Raw genomic sequence first — 12,441 nt, forward strand, 5'->3', positions numbered from 1 at the left:
GAGACCGGCCGCCTGCGTCACGCTCCCGGCGCCGCGGGGCCCGGGTGTTCGCCGTACGTCTCAGGCGCCCGGACCGGCCACCGGCGCGGCAGGCTCGGCGACCGGCGCCGTCTCCGCGGTCACCCGCGTGCCGGGGTGCATCAGCGCGCACAGGAACGCGACCCCGAGCGCCGCCGCCATGCCGTACAGCACCGGGCCGTTGGCCTCGGCGAAGGCCCCGCGGACGGCGTCGATCATCTCCGCGGAGGCCCCGGACGCGCCCTGGCCGCCCTCACCGTGGCCGGTGATGCTCTTGGTGATCTCCTCGGCGGTGCTGTGCGCGACCTCCGCCGGCACGCCGTGCGCCCGCAGGGCGTCCTGGACGTTGGCGGTGGTGCTGTGCAGCAGGACGGTGCCCAGCACGGCCAGGCCCAGGCTCGCCGAGTAGTTGCGCACGGTCTGGGTGATGCCGGTGACCTCGCCGTACGAGGCGCCGATCGCCCGGTTGACGGCGTCCGTCGAGGCGGGCGTCAGCAGCAGGCCGATGCCGGCGCCGGACATCACGATGTAGGGCCACTGGGCGCCCAGCGAGAGGTCCGTGATCTTGCCGGCCCAGAGCGCGAAGCCGACGGCGGCGAGCGCGGTGCCCACCAGCATCGGCGGGCGGGCGCCGACCCGGTCGAGGAGCCGGCCGCCGATCTGCGAGCCGGGGGCGAAGCCGGCGAAGAACACCAGCAGGTAGAGGCCCGCGTCGTTGGCCGACTGGCCGAGCGCCACCTGCGAGTAGACCGACGCGAAGAAGAACACCGGGACGAAGGCGATCATCGCGAAGAACAGCACCGCGTTGTCGGCCGCGAAGGCACGGTCGGCGAAGACCCGCAGCTTGATCAGCGGGTCCCGGGTACGCAGCTCGAACAGGACGAACAGGACCAGCACCGCGAAGCCGCCGACGATGCAGAGCCAGGTGGCCGCGCTGTCCCAGCCCCAGGTCGCGGCCTGCTGGAGGCCGAGCACGCTCAGGGCCATGCCGACCGCCACCAGTGCGGCGCCCGCCCAGTCGATCGGCTCCCGGCGCGGCGTGTTGCGGATCTTCGCCATCAGCGTCAGGACGATCGCGATGAGGGCCATCGGCACGTTGACCCAGAAGATCGCCCGCCAGGTCCAGCTGGTCAGGAAGCCACCGAGGATCGGGCCGACCGCGGTGAGGCCGCCGGCCACACCGAAGAAGAGCGCCAGCGCGCGGCCGCGCCGCTGCACCGGGAAGACCTCCACCACCACGGCCAGCGCGGCCGGGAACATCAGTGCCGCGCCGACGCCCTGGAGCGCACGGAAGGCGATCAGCCAGGTCTGCGCCGCGCCTCCGGTCGGCACCGCCCCGCACAGGGCCGAGGCGACGACGAAGGTCAGCGTGCCGACGATCGCCATCCGCTTGTGGCCGAGCACGTCCGCCAGCCGCCCGCCGAGGGCGAAGAACGCCGCCAGCGCCAGCAGGTAGGCGTTGACCACCCACTGCATGCCGGCCGAGGAGAGGCCGAGTTCGTGGATGATGTCGGGCGCGGCGATGGAGACGATGGTCTGGTCGATGAAGGTCATCGAGACCGCGAAGAGCATGCCTGCCAGCGTCAATGACTGACTGGCGGCCACGGGTGTGGAGGTGGCCGGGGCGTTCTCGGACCGCACGGGTTCCCGTCCCTTTCGTTCGATGGGTGAGGCGGCATGGCTTCGCCTCCGGTTCACCCCGTCCGGCCCTGCCCGTACCGCGAACTGACACGGCGTCCTACCGGTCAGCGGACACTATGTCACCCGAACGGCTGCCCTGCACGCCGGCAGGGCGACTGTTCGACAGCGGTGTAGTTTACGGTCCCTCAGGCCTGCCGCAGCACCTGCCGCAGCGCCGGGTTCCCGGCTTCCGTCACGAAGAACCCGGTGGTGGCGAGGGTGCAGCCACGGCGGGGGGCTCGTACGTAGGCATCCTGTCCGTCCGGCCCGGCGGGCGCCGGCGCCGCTCACTCGCCGCCGGCCTGCCCGGCCAGGCGGCGGCGCAGGCTGAGCGGGCGGATGTCCGGCCAGACCCGGTCGACGTGGGCGGTGCACTCCTCCTCGCTGCCGGTGAAGCCCTCCGCCGCCGTTGGCGTGGCCGAGGTGCTGCTTGGGCACGATCCGGGGCACCGCGGAGGCGTAGGCGAACCGTTGGAAGGCGAGCGCCACGGAGAGCACCCCGAGCAGCACGTAGATCTCCCGGGAGTGCAGTCGCCCGGGGAGCAGCAGGGCGAGCATCCCGGCCTGGGTGGCGCCCGCGGCGATGTCGCCGGCCAGCATCACCCTGCGGCGGTCCAGCCGGTCCACCAGCGCGCCGGCCAGCGGGCCGACGACGATCCCGGGCAGCATCGCGATCACCGCGTAGAGCGCGGCTGCTGGTGCGCGACGCCTCCGGCCTCTCCGTACCGCCGGTCGCCACCGTCCACCTGCCGCGCCGGGTACCGGCGATGATCTACGGCTCGTGGATCCCGGACGCCTGACCCCGGCCGTGACCCGAGTCCGCCCCGGCCGTGCCGCCGGGGCGGACTCCGTCATGCCCGGGGAGCCCCGACGGTGTCGAGCGCCGGGGCGACGACGGCGAACGCCTCGTCGAGCAGTACGGCCGGGTCCTCGGCACCGTCGCTCTCGCTCCAGCGGCGCAGCGCTGTGTCGAACGCGGTCAGCGCCATCCCGGCGGCGAGCCGCGGGTACATCGCGGTGACGGGGTCGAGACCGTGGCGGTGCGCCAGCTCCGCCGCCAGCTCGTCGCGCCACTGCACCTGGCGTTCCAGGAACCGCCCCAACAGGGCGGGCGTGCGGAGGATCAGCTGCACCACGCGCAGCGCCCGGTCGGCGTGACCGGACTGGCCGGACTGGCCGGCGGGGGCGGCGTGGCCGTCGCGGCCGGTGTGACCGTCGCGGTGGGTGTGGCCGTCGTCGTGGGTGTGGCCGGTGTGACCGGAGCGGCCGTCGTGGGCGGCGCCGTTCGAGCGTGCGGCGCAGGCCGCGAGCGAGACCCAGACGGCGTGCCGCAGCGCGACGGAGGGCCGCTCCCCGCCCGGCCGGGCGGCCAGCACGGCGCGCATCTCGGGGCCCAGGTCGGCCAGGACCTGGACGACCACGTCCTCCTTGGAGGCGAAGTACCGGAAGAACGTCCGCTTCGAGACGCCGGCGGCGCCCGCGATCTCGTCGATGGTGACGGCGTCGAACCCGTTCTCCGCCAGCAGTTGCAGCGCGGCCTCGGCCAGCTCGCCGGAGACGAGCCGCCGCTTGCGCTCGGCCATGGACAGTTCGGGGCGGGTGGTCACCGCGTCATGGTACCGCGATGCCTTGGGTGACACTCAGGAACGCCTTGACACCAAGTGACACGGAGGGCAGCATGTGCCGCATGACAGAGCATCAGCGCTGGACCGCCGAGCGGATCCCGGACCAGACCGGGCGGGTCGTCGTCGTCACCGGGGCCAACAGCGGCCTCGGCCTCGCCACCACCCGGGCCCTGGCCCGCAGGGGCGCCCACGTGGTCCTCGCCGTCCGCGACGAGGAGAAGGGGCGCCGGGCGGTCGCGGAGCTGACCGTCGAGCAGCCGGCCGCCCGGCTGGAGGTGCGCCGGCTAGACCTGGCCGACCTCGACTCAGTCCGCACCTTCGCCCACGGCCTCCACGCCGACCACGACCGGCTGGACGTGCTGGTCAACAACGCCGGCGTGATGGCCCCGCCGCGGACGCTGAGCGCCCAGGGGCACGAGCTCCAGTTCGCCGCGCACCACCTCGGCCACTTCGCCCTCACCGGCCTGCTGCTCGACCTGCTGGCCGGGGGACGCGACCCGCGGGTGGTCACGGTGAGCTCGATCAACCACCGGCGCGGACGGATCCGGTTCGACGACCTCGACGGCCGGCACGGGTACGCGCCGATGGCCTTCTACAACCAGTCCAAGCTGGCCAACGCCGTCTTCGGCCGTCAGTTGCACCTCCGGCTCACCGCCGCGGGCAGCCCCGTGCGCAGCCTGCTCGCCCACCCCGGCTACGCCGCCACCAACATCGTGACCGGCGCGCCGACCGCCCTGTACCGGCTGCTCTTCGGCCACCTCGCCCGCCCGCTCGCCCAGACCCCCGCCCGGGGCGCCCTGCCGCAGCTCTACGCCGCGACCGAACCGGGTGTCCGGGGCGGCGAGTTCATCGGCCCTGACGGCTTCGCCGAGCTGCGCGGCGGGCCCGCCCGGGTGCGGCTGTCGCCCTCGGCCGCCGACCCCGAAACCGGGCGCCGGCTCTGGGAGTTGTCGGAGGAGCTGACGGACGTCCGGTACGGCCTGCCGGCCGCCGCCTGACGCCGCCGCCACCCCTGCACTGCGGCGCGGCGGCTTTGCGCGACTGTGGCGGGGCGGCCGGGCCACGGTGGCGGGCGCCTCGGCGCCGCCGGTCACCGGCGTCGAGGCGCGTCGCGTCACGTCGCGGCGGGCTACTGTCCGGCTACGCCGTCGGCGAGCTCCCGGGCGATGTCGAGGTGCCCCGCGTGCCGCGCGTACTCCTGCATGACGTGGAAGAGGATCCAGCCGAGCGACGGCCTGACCTCCTGATCTCCTGCGGAGAACCGGCCGCCCTCGGCACTCTCCGCCGCCAGGGCCGCGCCCGTGACGATGGCGCGGGTCCGCTCGCCCCCGGCATGCAGGGCTGCGATCAGCTCCGCGGCCGTCTCGTCCGGGCCGACGCGCCAGCGCCCGGACTCGTCCTTGTCCCCGTGCGGTTCCGGCACGGGCTCACCCTCGAAGATCCAGCGCAGCCACCGCCGTTCCATGAACACGAGGTGCTTGAGCAGTTCCAGCGGGCTCCAGCCCGAGGGCAGCCGGCTGGAACGCTGCTCCTCCTCGGGCATGCCCTCGATCTTGGCGGTGACGGCCGAGCGGAGGAAGTCCAGGTAGCCGAGCAGCAGTTCCTGCGGATCGGACAGCTGACGGCTCGGTTCGGGCACAGGGGCTCTCATGGGCGCCGAGTCTGGCACCCGTGCGCGACGACATCAACGGGACCCCCACAGCCGCCTGGCGACGGCACCTCAACGCGGCACCACCCGATCCGGCGACCTGGCGCCGACCTGCGGTTCACCGCGATCGCGCCGGTCACCGTCGGGGTGGTCGCCGCCGTCCCGCCGGCCGGGTCGCGGCCGCGATCGCCGGACTGTCCGGGCCGACGCTCTCCGCCCGCGCCGTCGGGGCGCTCGGCCTGGTCGCCGCCGTGGCCGGCGCCCCGTACGCCTGGCGGGCCGTCGGCCCGGTGTCCGTCCGCTTCCTGCCCCCGTCGCGCGCCATGCTGCTGACGGAACGGGTGGACGAACTCACCGCCCAGCGAGCCGACGCCACGGTTGCGCAGGCCGCCGAGATCCGCCGGACGAGCGGGACCTGCACGACGGGGCACAGGCCCGCCTGGTCGCGCTCGGGCTCTCCCTGACGACCGCGGAGAAGCTGATGGAGACCGACCCCGACCGGGCCAGGGCGCTGATGAGGGAGGCACGAACCGGCGCCGCGACCCCGGCAGGCGGGGCCGACCCGCGTCACCATGGTGCTGCCATGCGAATCGTCGTAGCCGAAGACTTCTACCTCCTGCGGAACGGGATGGTCCGTCTCCTCGACGCGTACGGACACCAGGTGGTGGCGACCGCGACGACCGGACCCGAGACGCTCGACGCGCTGCTGACGTGGCGTCCGGACGTTGCCGTCGTCGACGTCCGCATGCCACCGACCCAGTCGGACGAGGGCCTGCGTGCGGGGCGCTCGCCGCCCACCACCGCATACCCGGGCTGCCCGTCCTGATCCTCTCCGAGCACGTCGAACAGCTCGACGCCCGTGAGCTGTTGGCCGACGACTCCGGCGGCGTCGGCTACTTCCTCAAGGAGAGCGTGTTCGACGGCGATCGGTTCATCGGTGCGCTGGAGTGCGTCGCCGCCGGAGGGACCGCGATGGACCCGGCCGTCATCACCACCCTGCTCTCCGCCGGGCCCTCCAACCGGCGGCTCCAACGGCTCACGCCGCGCGAACACTCCGTGCTCGGCGTCATGGCCGAAGGACTGTCCAACCAGGCCATCGGCCGGCGGCTCTTCCTGAGCGAGAGCGCCATCGGCAAGTACACCACCTCGATGTTCGTCAAACTCGGCCTCCGCGATGACGACGACCGCAACCGCCGCGTCCGCGCCGTCCTCACCTACCTGAACAAGCCGTGACGCGTCGGGGCGGGCGGAAGCGGGCGGTTGCAACGGCGGGGCGGTCAACGGCGGGGCGGTCAACGGCGGTGGGCACTCCGGCGGCTCCGGACGGGGCTCAACGGGCTCCGGACGGCTCGGCGGCTCCGGACGGCTCGGCGACTGAGCGCGGGTGGCCGTCGCGGAGCCGTCCGAAGCCGCCGCCCGTCGGGTCGGGTGCACTTCCCCGTCGGGGACCGCCCCGTCCTGCTCGTGAACCGGTGCGTCCCGAGGGCGCCGCCGGGCGAGCACGGGCCGGACCTCACGGCTCACTTCTCGTCGAAGATCAGGTCCTCCGCGGGGTGGGTCAGGCGCAGGGTCTGCCCGTCGGTGATTTCGAGAATGCGGTGCAGGCCTGAGCACTCCGTGCCGTCGGGGAGTGTGAAGACGTCGTTGGCCCCGGCCAGGAACGCGGGGAGGCAGTCCAGCGCGTTGTTGCCGAGGTCCAGGTAGTCCTTGAGCCGGCGGAAGAGCTTGGGGAGGATCACCGCGTCCGTGGTGATCGAGTTCATGTCGGCGACCTTCGCGCCCTTGACCGTCACGTCCTGCGACCAGAGGCCGTCGGCGGGGGGCGCGGCGGCGCGCACCTGGAGGACGAGGTCCTTCAGGATGCGGCGCAGATCACCGGGGAAGCCCTTGTAGAAGGTCGGGTACGCTAACCCCTTCGCCAGCAGGTGGTAGTTGGCGGTCCTCGCCAGCAGCTTGTCGTCCACGTTGATCTCGTAGCCGCTGGCGCCCGGAGTGCGGCCCCGGCCCACCAGCGCCACGCAGCGGCCGAGGCTGTCGGTGCCGCGGGTGAGGATGTAGCCGGGCACCTGGTCGGGCGTGACGCTGACGGTTTCGTCGGCGTGGCGCTGGATGTCCACGAACCCGAGCCAGTCGAGCAGCTCGTCGGCGGCGGCGTGGGCGAACGCCGGTGGCTGGTGCTCGTCGTGCTTGTTGGCGCCCGGGTAGTGGGTCTCCAGGGCGTCGATGGCCTCCAGCCGGACGTTGACGTGGCCGTCGGGGCCGGGTTTGAGCTCGTTCCCGTGGACGAGCTTCCACTCCCCCACGTAGTCGGGGACGAACGCGATGGTGTCGCCGTCCGGCTTGGCCTTGGCGGAGACGTGGAACGAGCCCTTGATCAACAGCATCGACATGGTGACTCCCTGCTGCTCTGTCGGGGTGGCTGCCGGGGTGGAGTACGCGCCCGGCGAATCCGGCCCAGAGGCCGCCTCCTCGGGCGGACGCCTCCACGGGCCGACTCCCGCACCGTCCGCCTTGGCGCGGACGCTGCTCCGTTCGGGTGGCGGCCCGGGCGGCACCCGCCGCGGAGTGCGGACATCGGGCGCCGGGCGGCCCGGGCGAGGCCCCGGCCGAGCCGGGCCCCGGGTGGCGGGACGCTGACCACATGCTCCGGCAGCTGCCGGACGCCCGCGAGCCGGCGAGGCTCTCCGCGGTCGCGCTGTCGCCCCCGCCCGGCCCGCTCAGAAGCCTCCAGCCGACCCGCCTCCGATGCTGTTGCGCCGAGACGATCAACCCACCCCCCATGCGTCCACCGCACCCCGATGCCACCCCCCAGAGGTCAAGACCCGCCGGCACCTGCGACCAGGCGAGTTCAACCTGGGCAACTCCTCCAAGCGGTTCGCTGCATTCCGGTTTCATATGGGAGTTTCCGGATCGGCCGTGCCGAGCTGCGTCACGTACGTCAACGCCGACTACCGGCTCGTTTACGGGAGGGCCAAGGTGACCAATGGTTGTTCGACGACCCAGAGTTTCAAGCTCATCTACGACAGCGTCAACAACTACCACCCCTATGGCTGCCTGACTCTCGCTCCCGGTGTGACCAAGGATCTGTTCGTCTTCAGCTTCGCGAACAAGCCGATGATCGACGGCCTCACCACCTGCTGACACGCAGGCATTTCTTTCCGCCACCAGTACGGCTCACCGCACCTGGCGGACTGACAACCCGGCAGCACACGCATTCTCCGGCCGCCCCGGCTCACCGCCGGGCGGCCGGACGCGGAAACCCGGACGCCCGGGGGCAGCACAGCCGAGAGATCGACGCGCCCGGCAGCCGCGAGCCTTGACTCACCCGTGCCGCCGGAGAGGAGATCCCGGTCTGTTGTCGCCGACGGCGGCTACCCCGGAGCCGGCCTGGTCGCCCCGCACCGCCGGCCGACGGACCGTCGGCTCGCCCGATGCCAGGCCGGGCACGACCGCGAGCACAAGCACGGCCGGGCCCGCGTCGAGCACGTCCTCGCGCGGATGAAGACCCGGAAGATCCTTCGTGACTGCCATCCGAAAGGCGACACCGTTCACACGGCCGTGCTCGGCATCGCCCGGCTGCAGACCTCGCCCGCCGCTCGGAGAACGCTCAGTCGATACAGAACTCGTTTCCCTCGATGTCCTGCATCGGAATGCACGAGTCATTTCCGTCATACAGCGTTTGCACGTGGACCGCGCCGAGCGGGACCAGTCGCGCGCATTCGGCCTCAAGTGCGGCGAGGCGCTCCTTGCCCACGAGACCGGTGCCGACCCGCACATCAAGATGCAGCCGGTTCTTGGCCGCCTTCCCTTCGGGGACACGCTGGAAGTACAGCCGCGGGCCCACTCCTGAGGGATCCACGCAGGCGAACCACGAATCCCGCTGCTCAGCCGGCTGCGAGCCTTTGAAGTCGTCCCACGTGGCAAACCCCTCCGGTGGCGGCGCTACGACGTACCCCAACACCTCGCACCAGAAACGACCGAGGCGCTCAGGCTCCGCGCAGTCGAAGGTGACTTGGAACTTCTTGATCGCTGACATCGGTGCACGCTAGCAGCGGGACCGCTCCTCCGGTAGCGGTGACGACGACCGCCGAGACCGCCGACGAATGGTCGGCTCGCGCCGCCTACCGCCTGTCCGGCTTTGCCCCCTGTGACAGGACCGGGAGCCGGGGCCGTGTTCCCATCGCGGTTCGTCAGGCCGCGCGTTGGCCATGGAGGAGGAGGGGGAGGGCGCGGCCGAGGTTGGCGAGGGCCTGTTGGACGCGTGCGTTCTGGGCGGGGCTCATGAGGGTGGGAAAGTGGGCGGGGTCGGCGAAGCGGGCGCCGTGGAGGTGGGAGCGGCGTTGGGGTGGGACGGTGAGGCGCTTCGCGTCGTGGTCGGTGATGGTGCCGCCGTCGAAGACGAGGTTGAGGCGCTCCAGGTAGCGGTCGGCGGGGGTGAAGTCGACGGCGAGGAGCTGGGTGAGGCGGCGGTGGAGGCCGGTCTGGGCATGGAGGTGGCGGGCGGCGGCGAGGTGGGGTGATTCGTTGGGAAGGGCGGCGCCGCCGGGGAGGATGAGGCCGTCCAGGTAGTCGGGGTCGACGAGGAGGACGTGGCCGGCGGGGTTGCGCAGGAGGGCGAGGGCGCCGAGGCGGCAGGCGGGGGGCTTGGCGAGGAGCCGGGGGTCACGGGCGGGGCGCACGGTCGTTTTCGCTTTCGGGGGTTCGCGATGCGAGGCGGTGGACGCCGGCGATGAGGGTGGCGGCGAAGAGCAGCCACCAGAGGAGCCGGCCGGCGGCGGCGAGGAGTTCAGTGCGCATCGGCCTGGCGCTCGTGGCGCAGGCCCATCCGCAGGAGGTCGGTGATGCGCAGGACCTGGGCGGTGCGGGCGGATCCGAGGTTGATCAGGTAGGCGCCGGTCAACCGGCCGTAGTCCCAGCGACTTCAACGGAGGGGAGCGTGGCTTCGGCGAGGGCGAGGACCGCGAGGAGTTCCTCGACGGCCAGGGCGGCCTCGCGGCGCTGCTCGGCGGTCGCCCGGTTGAGGATCGGCCCCATCAGGCGGCCCGCCGGCGGGGCTCGAAGGCGCGCCAGGCCGATTCGGCGGCGGAGATGGTGGGGAACCCGGCGAGTTCGCCGGAAGAGTCGAGCAGCCAGTCGCCGGTCATCTCGTTGCGCACCCGGTAGAGGCGGGCGGCAGGGTCCCACCGCATGCCGTAGCCGTGGAGCTTGGTGGACGGGTGGGTACGGGCGGTTCTCATGACAACCCTCCGCAGTTGGAGTTTCACTTTCTGTGCCCATCCTGGCCCGGTCGCGACTAGCATCGGAACCGAAGTTGGTTTTGAATTTCCGGCTGCCCAAGTTGGAGCAACCATGCCGAACCGCAAAGAACTTGATCCATCGGCAGGACGATGGGCACCCTTCGGTGTTCAACTCCGCAGGTCACGCGAGACGGCGGGCCTTACGCAGGCCCAGCTGGCGGAGCGAACCGGGTTCCATTACTCGACGATCTCCTTCGCCGAACTTGCCACGAAGCAGCCCTCCCTGCGCCTGGCCCGCGCGGCCGACCTGGCCCTCGGAACGCAGGGCACGCTGGCCCTCATGTGGCAGCAGGCCTCCAACTCAGCCGGCCTCGCCGAGGGATTCACTGAGTTCACTCGGCACGAAGCGCAGGCCACGGAGATAAGGCTGTTCGAAATCGGTGCCATCCCAGGGCTGTTCCAGACCCGGGCCTACGCCGAAGCCGAGTTGGCCGGGGCAGTCGAACGAGGCGAGGTCACTGCAGACCAGGCCGACGAGCGGCTCAACTTCCGCTTGGCCCGGCAGAAGCTGCTGTCCCGGAAACCTCCGCCCCTTATCTACGCCGCTCTGGATGAGAGCGCGCTCCGCTGGCAGCTCGGTGGCCCGGCCGTTCTGGCCCAACAGCTTGATCGCCTTGAAGCGCTGGCGGAGGAGCCCCACATCCTGTTGCAGGTCGTGCCGTTCAGCATGGGAGGCCTCCGCTCCTTCCGGTCGGCCGTCACCCTGCTGACCGTCAGCGATCACAGCCAACTCGGCTACACGGAAACGCTTCATCGCGGCTTTCTGGAGCGGGACCGAGCCAGTGTCGTGCTCTGGCGCAGGAGATACGATCGGCTGCAGGTGGACGCGCCTCCCCAGGCGGAATCCCTGGCCCTGATCAGAAGAATCCGGAAGGAACTGGCACCATGAGCTCAAGCCTTGACCTGTCATCGGCCCGCTGGGTCAAGTCCTCCCACAGCACCGACGGAGGCCAGTGCGTCGAGGTTGCCCCCGGACACCTCGACGTCATGCCGGTCCGCGACTCCAAGGACCCCAACGGCCCCGCCCTCCTGTTCCCCGCCGACGCCTGGCAGTCCTTCGTCACCGCCATCCGTGCAGGCGAGTTCGGGACCAACTGAGCAAAACGCGGCACAGGAAGTCGGACTCGCCGACTTCCTGTGCCACCAGGCGAGCCGATCTCGACTCACCGGGGAGGGGGATGCGGGCGGACCTGAGAGCGAACGACCGGGACAGGCCTGTTCCGCAGTCCCACAGGCCGAGGGTCAAGCCGTGTCCGGGTCGATGCCGACGGCGCCGACCGAACGGAGTGATCGCCCGAGCTCTCCGGTGAGGATGCGGGGGTGTCGCCGCCACCACCACAGGTCGGCGTCGGGCAGCCTGTGGAACCGGTCGAGTGCTTGGCCGTCGTCGTCGAAGGTCGCGGCCTTGTACCGGTCGTCCACGGCCTTGATCCGCGGCGTCCAGAGCTGCACGACGTGTTCGTCCAGCAGGAGCCACGCCTCGTGGAGCCAGTTCCGGCTGTAGAGGTCGTTGGTGTACTCGTCGATGTCCTCGTCATAGCCGCGCTCGACGGAACTCACCAGGTCCGCCCACGCGTTCGCCCTCTCGGCGACCGTGAACGCCGTCCGCCAGCCGCGCCGGCGCAGCAGCTCGCCTACCTCGGATTCAGTGGCCGTGATCGTGAGGCTCTCATGCCGGATCCGTCCGGGCTACCGACATGTGCCCCACCCCGAGGCTGACGATCGGCGGCCGCCACGACCGTTCCACGATCCGCGCCGCCCCCGGGTCGGCGACGGTCAGGCCAGGAAGCGTTCGATGGCCTCGCGGGCACGGGCATTCGACGCCGCAGCGTCAGCCAGGGATTGCGCCAGGGCACCGATCCACTCGTCCAGGCCGACGTGGCGCCGCGACAGCACGATGCCCCGCACCTCGTGGCAGATCTCGCCGGCCACCCGGCCCCGCTCCATCCGGAGCGAGAGCCGCTGCTCCCCGAGCGCGACGTCCAGTTCGGTGACCGAACCCTCGCGCCCGGCCACCCGTTCCGTGACGGAACGCCTGCGCTTGATCCGCACGGCGCCGGGCGGCAGCGAGTCCGCCAGGTTCGCCGACAGCACTGTGGCGTAGAGGTTCAGGTCCGTGCTGTCCTGGCGCAGAGCCGCGGCCAGCAGCTCCACTTCCATCGCAGGTTCCATC

General features: G+C 71.8%; 16 protein-coding genes and 3 pseudogenes. 7 read left to right on the forward strand and 12 right to left on the reverse strand.

The annotated features are described in order from the left end of the window. Positions 1 to 60 precede the first annotated feature (60 nt). The 3 genes and pseudogenes from ACZ5WK_RS00095 to ACZ5WK_RS00105 form a co-directional block, all read right to left on the reverse strand. Entirely contained in the window at positions 61 to 1,590 is a 1,530-nt protein-coding gene (locus tag ACZ5WK_RS00095) for an MFS transporter (protein WP_465543349.1), read from the reverse strand. A gap of 513 nt (positions 1,591 to 2,103) precedes the next feature. Further along, a pseudogene (locus ACZ5WK_RS00100) lies at positions 2,104 to 2,388 on the reverse strand (MFS transporter); the annotation flags it as partial. A gap of 161 nt (positions 2,389 to 2,549) precedes the next feature. Further along, on the reverse strand, positions 2,550 to 3,281 hold the full coding sequence (locus tag ACZ5WK_RS00105; RefSeq protein ID WP_465544319.1) for a TetR family transcriptional regulator: 732 nt from the start codon (positions 3,279 to 3,281) through the stop codon (positions 2,550 to 2,552). A 104-nt stretch (positions 3,282 to 3,385) separates the two neighbouring features. Between ACZ5WK_RS00105 and ACZ5WK_RS00110 the strand changes: the two genes are divergently transcribed. Further along, complete coding sequence (locus ACZ5WK_RS00110) at positions 3,386 to 4,321, forward strand: oxidoreductase (protein ID WP_396321087.1); 936 nt, start codon at positions 3,386 to 3,388, stop codon at positions 4,319 to 4,321. Positions 4,322 to 4,452: 131 nt separating this feature from the next. On the opposite strand, the gene ACZ5WK_RS00115 is transcribed toward ACZ5WK_RS00110, so the two are convergent. Beyond that, the gene (locus ACZ5WK_RS00115; RefSeq protein ID WP_465543350.1) at positions 4,453 to 4,974 is read right to left on the reverse strand and encodes a DinB family protein; all 522 of its coding nucleotides are present in this window, start codon (positions 4,972 to 4,974) and stop codon (positions 4,453 to 4,455) included. 20 nt (positions 4,975 to 4,994) lie between these two features. On the opposite strand from ACZ5WK_RS00115, the gene ACZ5WK_RS00120 reads away from it, so the two are divergent. Continuing rightward, positions 4,995 to 5,435: a hypothetical protein gene (locus tag ACZ5WK_RS00120; protein ID WP_465544367.1), complete on the forward strand. Its 441-nt coding sequence runs from the start codon at positions 4,995 to 4,997 to the stop codon at positions 5,433 to 5,435. A gap of 119 nt (positions 5,436 to 5,554) precedes the next feature. Further along, positions 5,555 to 6,204: pseudogene (locus ACZ5WK_RS00125) on the forward strand (response regulator transcription factor). Between the two features lie 287 nt (positions 6,205 to 6,491). Here ACZ5WK_RS00125 and ACZ5WK_RS00130 read toward each other — a convergent pair. Further along, on the reverse strand, positions 6,492 to 7,361 hold the full coding sequence (locus ACZ5WK_RS00130; RefSeq protein WP_465543352.1) for a nuclease: 870 nt from the start codon (positions 7,359 to 7,361) through the stop codon (positions 6,492 to 6,494). A 355-nt stretch (positions 7,362 to 7,716) separates the two neighbouring features. On the opposite strand from ACZ5WK_RS00130, the gene ACZ5WK_RS00135 reads away from it, so the two are divergent. After that, on the forward strand, positions 7,717 to 8,112 hold the full coding sequence (locus ACZ5WK_RS00135; RefSeq protein ID WP_465543354.1) for a hypothetical protein: 396 nt from the start codon (positions 7,717 to 7,719) through the stop codon (positions 8,110 to 8,112). A 72-nt stretch (positions 8,113 to 8,184) separates the two neighbouring features. Then, positions 8,185 to 8,550, forward strand: a pseudogene (locus ACZ5WK_RS00140) (transposase); the annotation flags it as partial. 28 nt (positions 8,551 to 8,578) lie between these two features. Here ACZ5WK_RS00140 and ACZ5WK_RS00145 read toward each other — a convergent pair. The 5 genes from ACZ5WK_RS00145 to ACZ5WK_RS00165 all read right to left on the reverse strand — a co-directional run bounded on the left by ACZ5WK_RS00145 (position 8,579) and on the right by ACZ5WK_RS00165 (position 10,208). After that, entirely contained in the window at positions 8,579 to 9,007 is a 429-nt protein-coding gene (locus ACZ5WK_RS00145) for a VOC family protein (protein WP_465543356.1), read from the reverse strand. A 154-nt stretch (positions 9,008 to 9,161) separates the two neighbouring features. Next, positions 9,162 to 9,650 (reverse strand): NUDIX domain-containing protein, encoded by a 489-nt coding sequence (locus ACZ5WK_RS00150; protein ID WP_465543358.1) that lies wholly within the window; start codon positions 9,648 to 9,650, stop codon positions 9,162 to 9,164. Continuing rightward, positions 9,634 to 9,768, reverse strand: coding sequence for a hypothetical protein (locus ACZ5WK_RS00155; RefSeq protein WP_465543360.1), 135 nt, complete (start codon positions 9,766 to 9,768; stop codon positions 9,634 to 9,636). Before ACZ5WK_RS00155 ends, ACZ5WK_RS00150 begins: the two co-directional genes overlap by 17 nt. 99 nt (positions 9,769 to 9,867) lie before the next feature. Beyond that, complete coding sequence (locus ACZ5WK_RS00160; RefSeq protein WP_465543362.1) at positions 9,868 to 10,005, reverse strand: hypothetical protein; 138 nt, start codon at positions 10,003 to 10,005, stop codon at positions 9,868 to 9,870. After that, positions 10,005 to 10,208, reverse strand: coding sequence for a hypothetical protein (locus tag ACZ5WK_RS00165; RefSeq protein WP_465543364.1), 204 nt, complete (start codon positions 10,206 to 10,208; stop codon positions 10,005 to 10,007). Before ACZ5WK_RS00165 ends, ACZ5WK_RS00160 begins: the two co-directional genes overlap by 1 nt. A 112-nt stretch (positions 10,209 to 10,320) precedes the next feature. Between ACZ5WK_RS00165 and ACZ5WK_RS00170 the strand changes: the two genes are divergently transcribed. Then, the gene (locus ACZ5WK_RS00170; RefSeq protein WP_465543366.1) at positions 10,321 to 11,157 is read left to right on the forward strand and encodes a helix-turn-helix domain-containing protein; all 837 of its coding nucleotides are present in this window, start codon (positions 10,321 to 10,323) and stop codon (positions 11,155 to 11,157) included. Then, entirely contained in the window at positions 11,154 to 11,366 is a 213-nt protein-coding gene (locus ACZ5WK_RS00175) for a DUF397 domain-containing protein (protein WP_465543368.1), read from the forward strand. The genes ACZ5WK_RS00170 and ACZ5WK_RS00175 overlap by 4 nt, the downstream gene beginning before the upstream one ends. 144 nt (positions 11,367 to 11,510) lie before the next feature. On the opposite strand, the gene ACZ5WK_RS00180 is transcribed toward ACZ5WK_RS00175, so the two are convergent. Both ACZ5WK_RS00180 and ACZ5WK_RS00185 read right to left on the reverse strand, forming a co-directional pair. Beyond that, entirely contained in the window at positions 11,511 to 11,828 is a 318-nt protein-coding gene (locus ACZ5WK_RS00180) for a hypothetical protein (protein ID WP_465543370.1), read from the reverse strand. A 216-nt stretch (positions 11,829 to 12,044) separates the two neighbouring features. Then, complete coding sequence (locus ACZ5WK_RS00185) at positions 12,045 to 12,428, reverse strand: hypothetical protein (RefSeq protein WP_465543372.1); 384 nt, start codon at positions 12,426 to 12,428, stop codon at positions 12,045 to 12,047. Positions 12,429 to 12,441 lie beyond the last annotated feature (13 nt).

Source organism: Kitasatospora sp. NPDC032757 (assembly GCF_055579305.1).

Bases quoted from the DNA above. Each gene is read 5' to 3' on its own strand.
- ACZ5WK_RS00105 (WP_465544319.1), bottom strand. From the start codon at position 3,281: ATGGCCGAGCGCAAGCGGCGGCTCGTCTCCGGCGAGCTGGCCGAGGCC.
- ACZ5WK_RS00115 (WP_465543350.1), bottom strand. From the start codon at position 4,974: ATGAGAGCCCCTGTGCCCGAACCGAGCCGTCAGCTGTCCGATCCGCAG.
- ACZ5WK_RS00170 (WP_465543366.1), top strand. From the start codon at position 10,321: ATGCCGAACCGCAAAGAACTTGATCCATCGGCAGGACGATGGGCACCC.
- ACZ5WK_RS00145 (WP_465543356.1), bottom strand. From the start codon at position 9,007: ATGTCAGCGATCAAGAAGTTCCAAGTCACCTTCGACTGCGCGGAGCCT.
- ACZ5WK_RS00095 (WP_465543349.1), bottom strand. From the start codon at position 1,590: ATGCTCTTCGCGGTCTCGATGACCTTCATCGACCAGACCATCGTCTCC.
- ACZ5WK_RS00135 (WP_465543354.1), top strand. From the start codon at position 7,717: ATGCTGTTGCGCCGAGACGATCAACCCACCCCCCATGCGTCCACCGCA.
- ACZ5WK_RS00155 (WP_465543360.1), bottom strand. From the start codon at position 9,768: ATGCGCACTGAACTCCTCGCCGCCGCCGGCCGGCTCCTCTGGTGGCTG.
- ACZ5WK_RS00165 (WP_465543364.1), bottom strand. From the start codon at position 10,208: ATGAGAACCGCCCGTACCCACCCGTCCACCAAGCTCCACGGCTACGGC.
- ACZ5WK_RS00185 (WP_465543372.1), bottom strand. From the start codon at position 12,428: ATGGAAGTGGAGCTGCTGGCCGCGGCTCTGCGCCAGGACAGCACGGAC.
- ACZ5WK_RS00110 (WP_396321087.1), top strand. From the start codon at position 3,386: ATGACAGAGCATCAGCGCTGGACCGCCGAGCGGATCCCGGACCAGACC.
- ACZ5WK_RS00175 (WP_465543368.1), top strand. From the start codon at position 11,154: ATGAGCTCAAGCCTTGACCTGTCATCGGCCCGCTGGGTCAAGTCCTCC.
- ACZ5WK_RS00130 (WP_465543352.1), bottom strand. From the start codon at position 7,361: ATGTCGATGCTGTTGATCAAGGGCTCGTTCCACGTCTCCGCCAAGGCC.
- ACZ5WK_RS00160 (WP_465543362.1), bottom strand. From the start codon at position 10,005: ATGGGGCCGATCCTCAACCGGGCGACCGCCGAGCAGCGCCGCGAGGCC.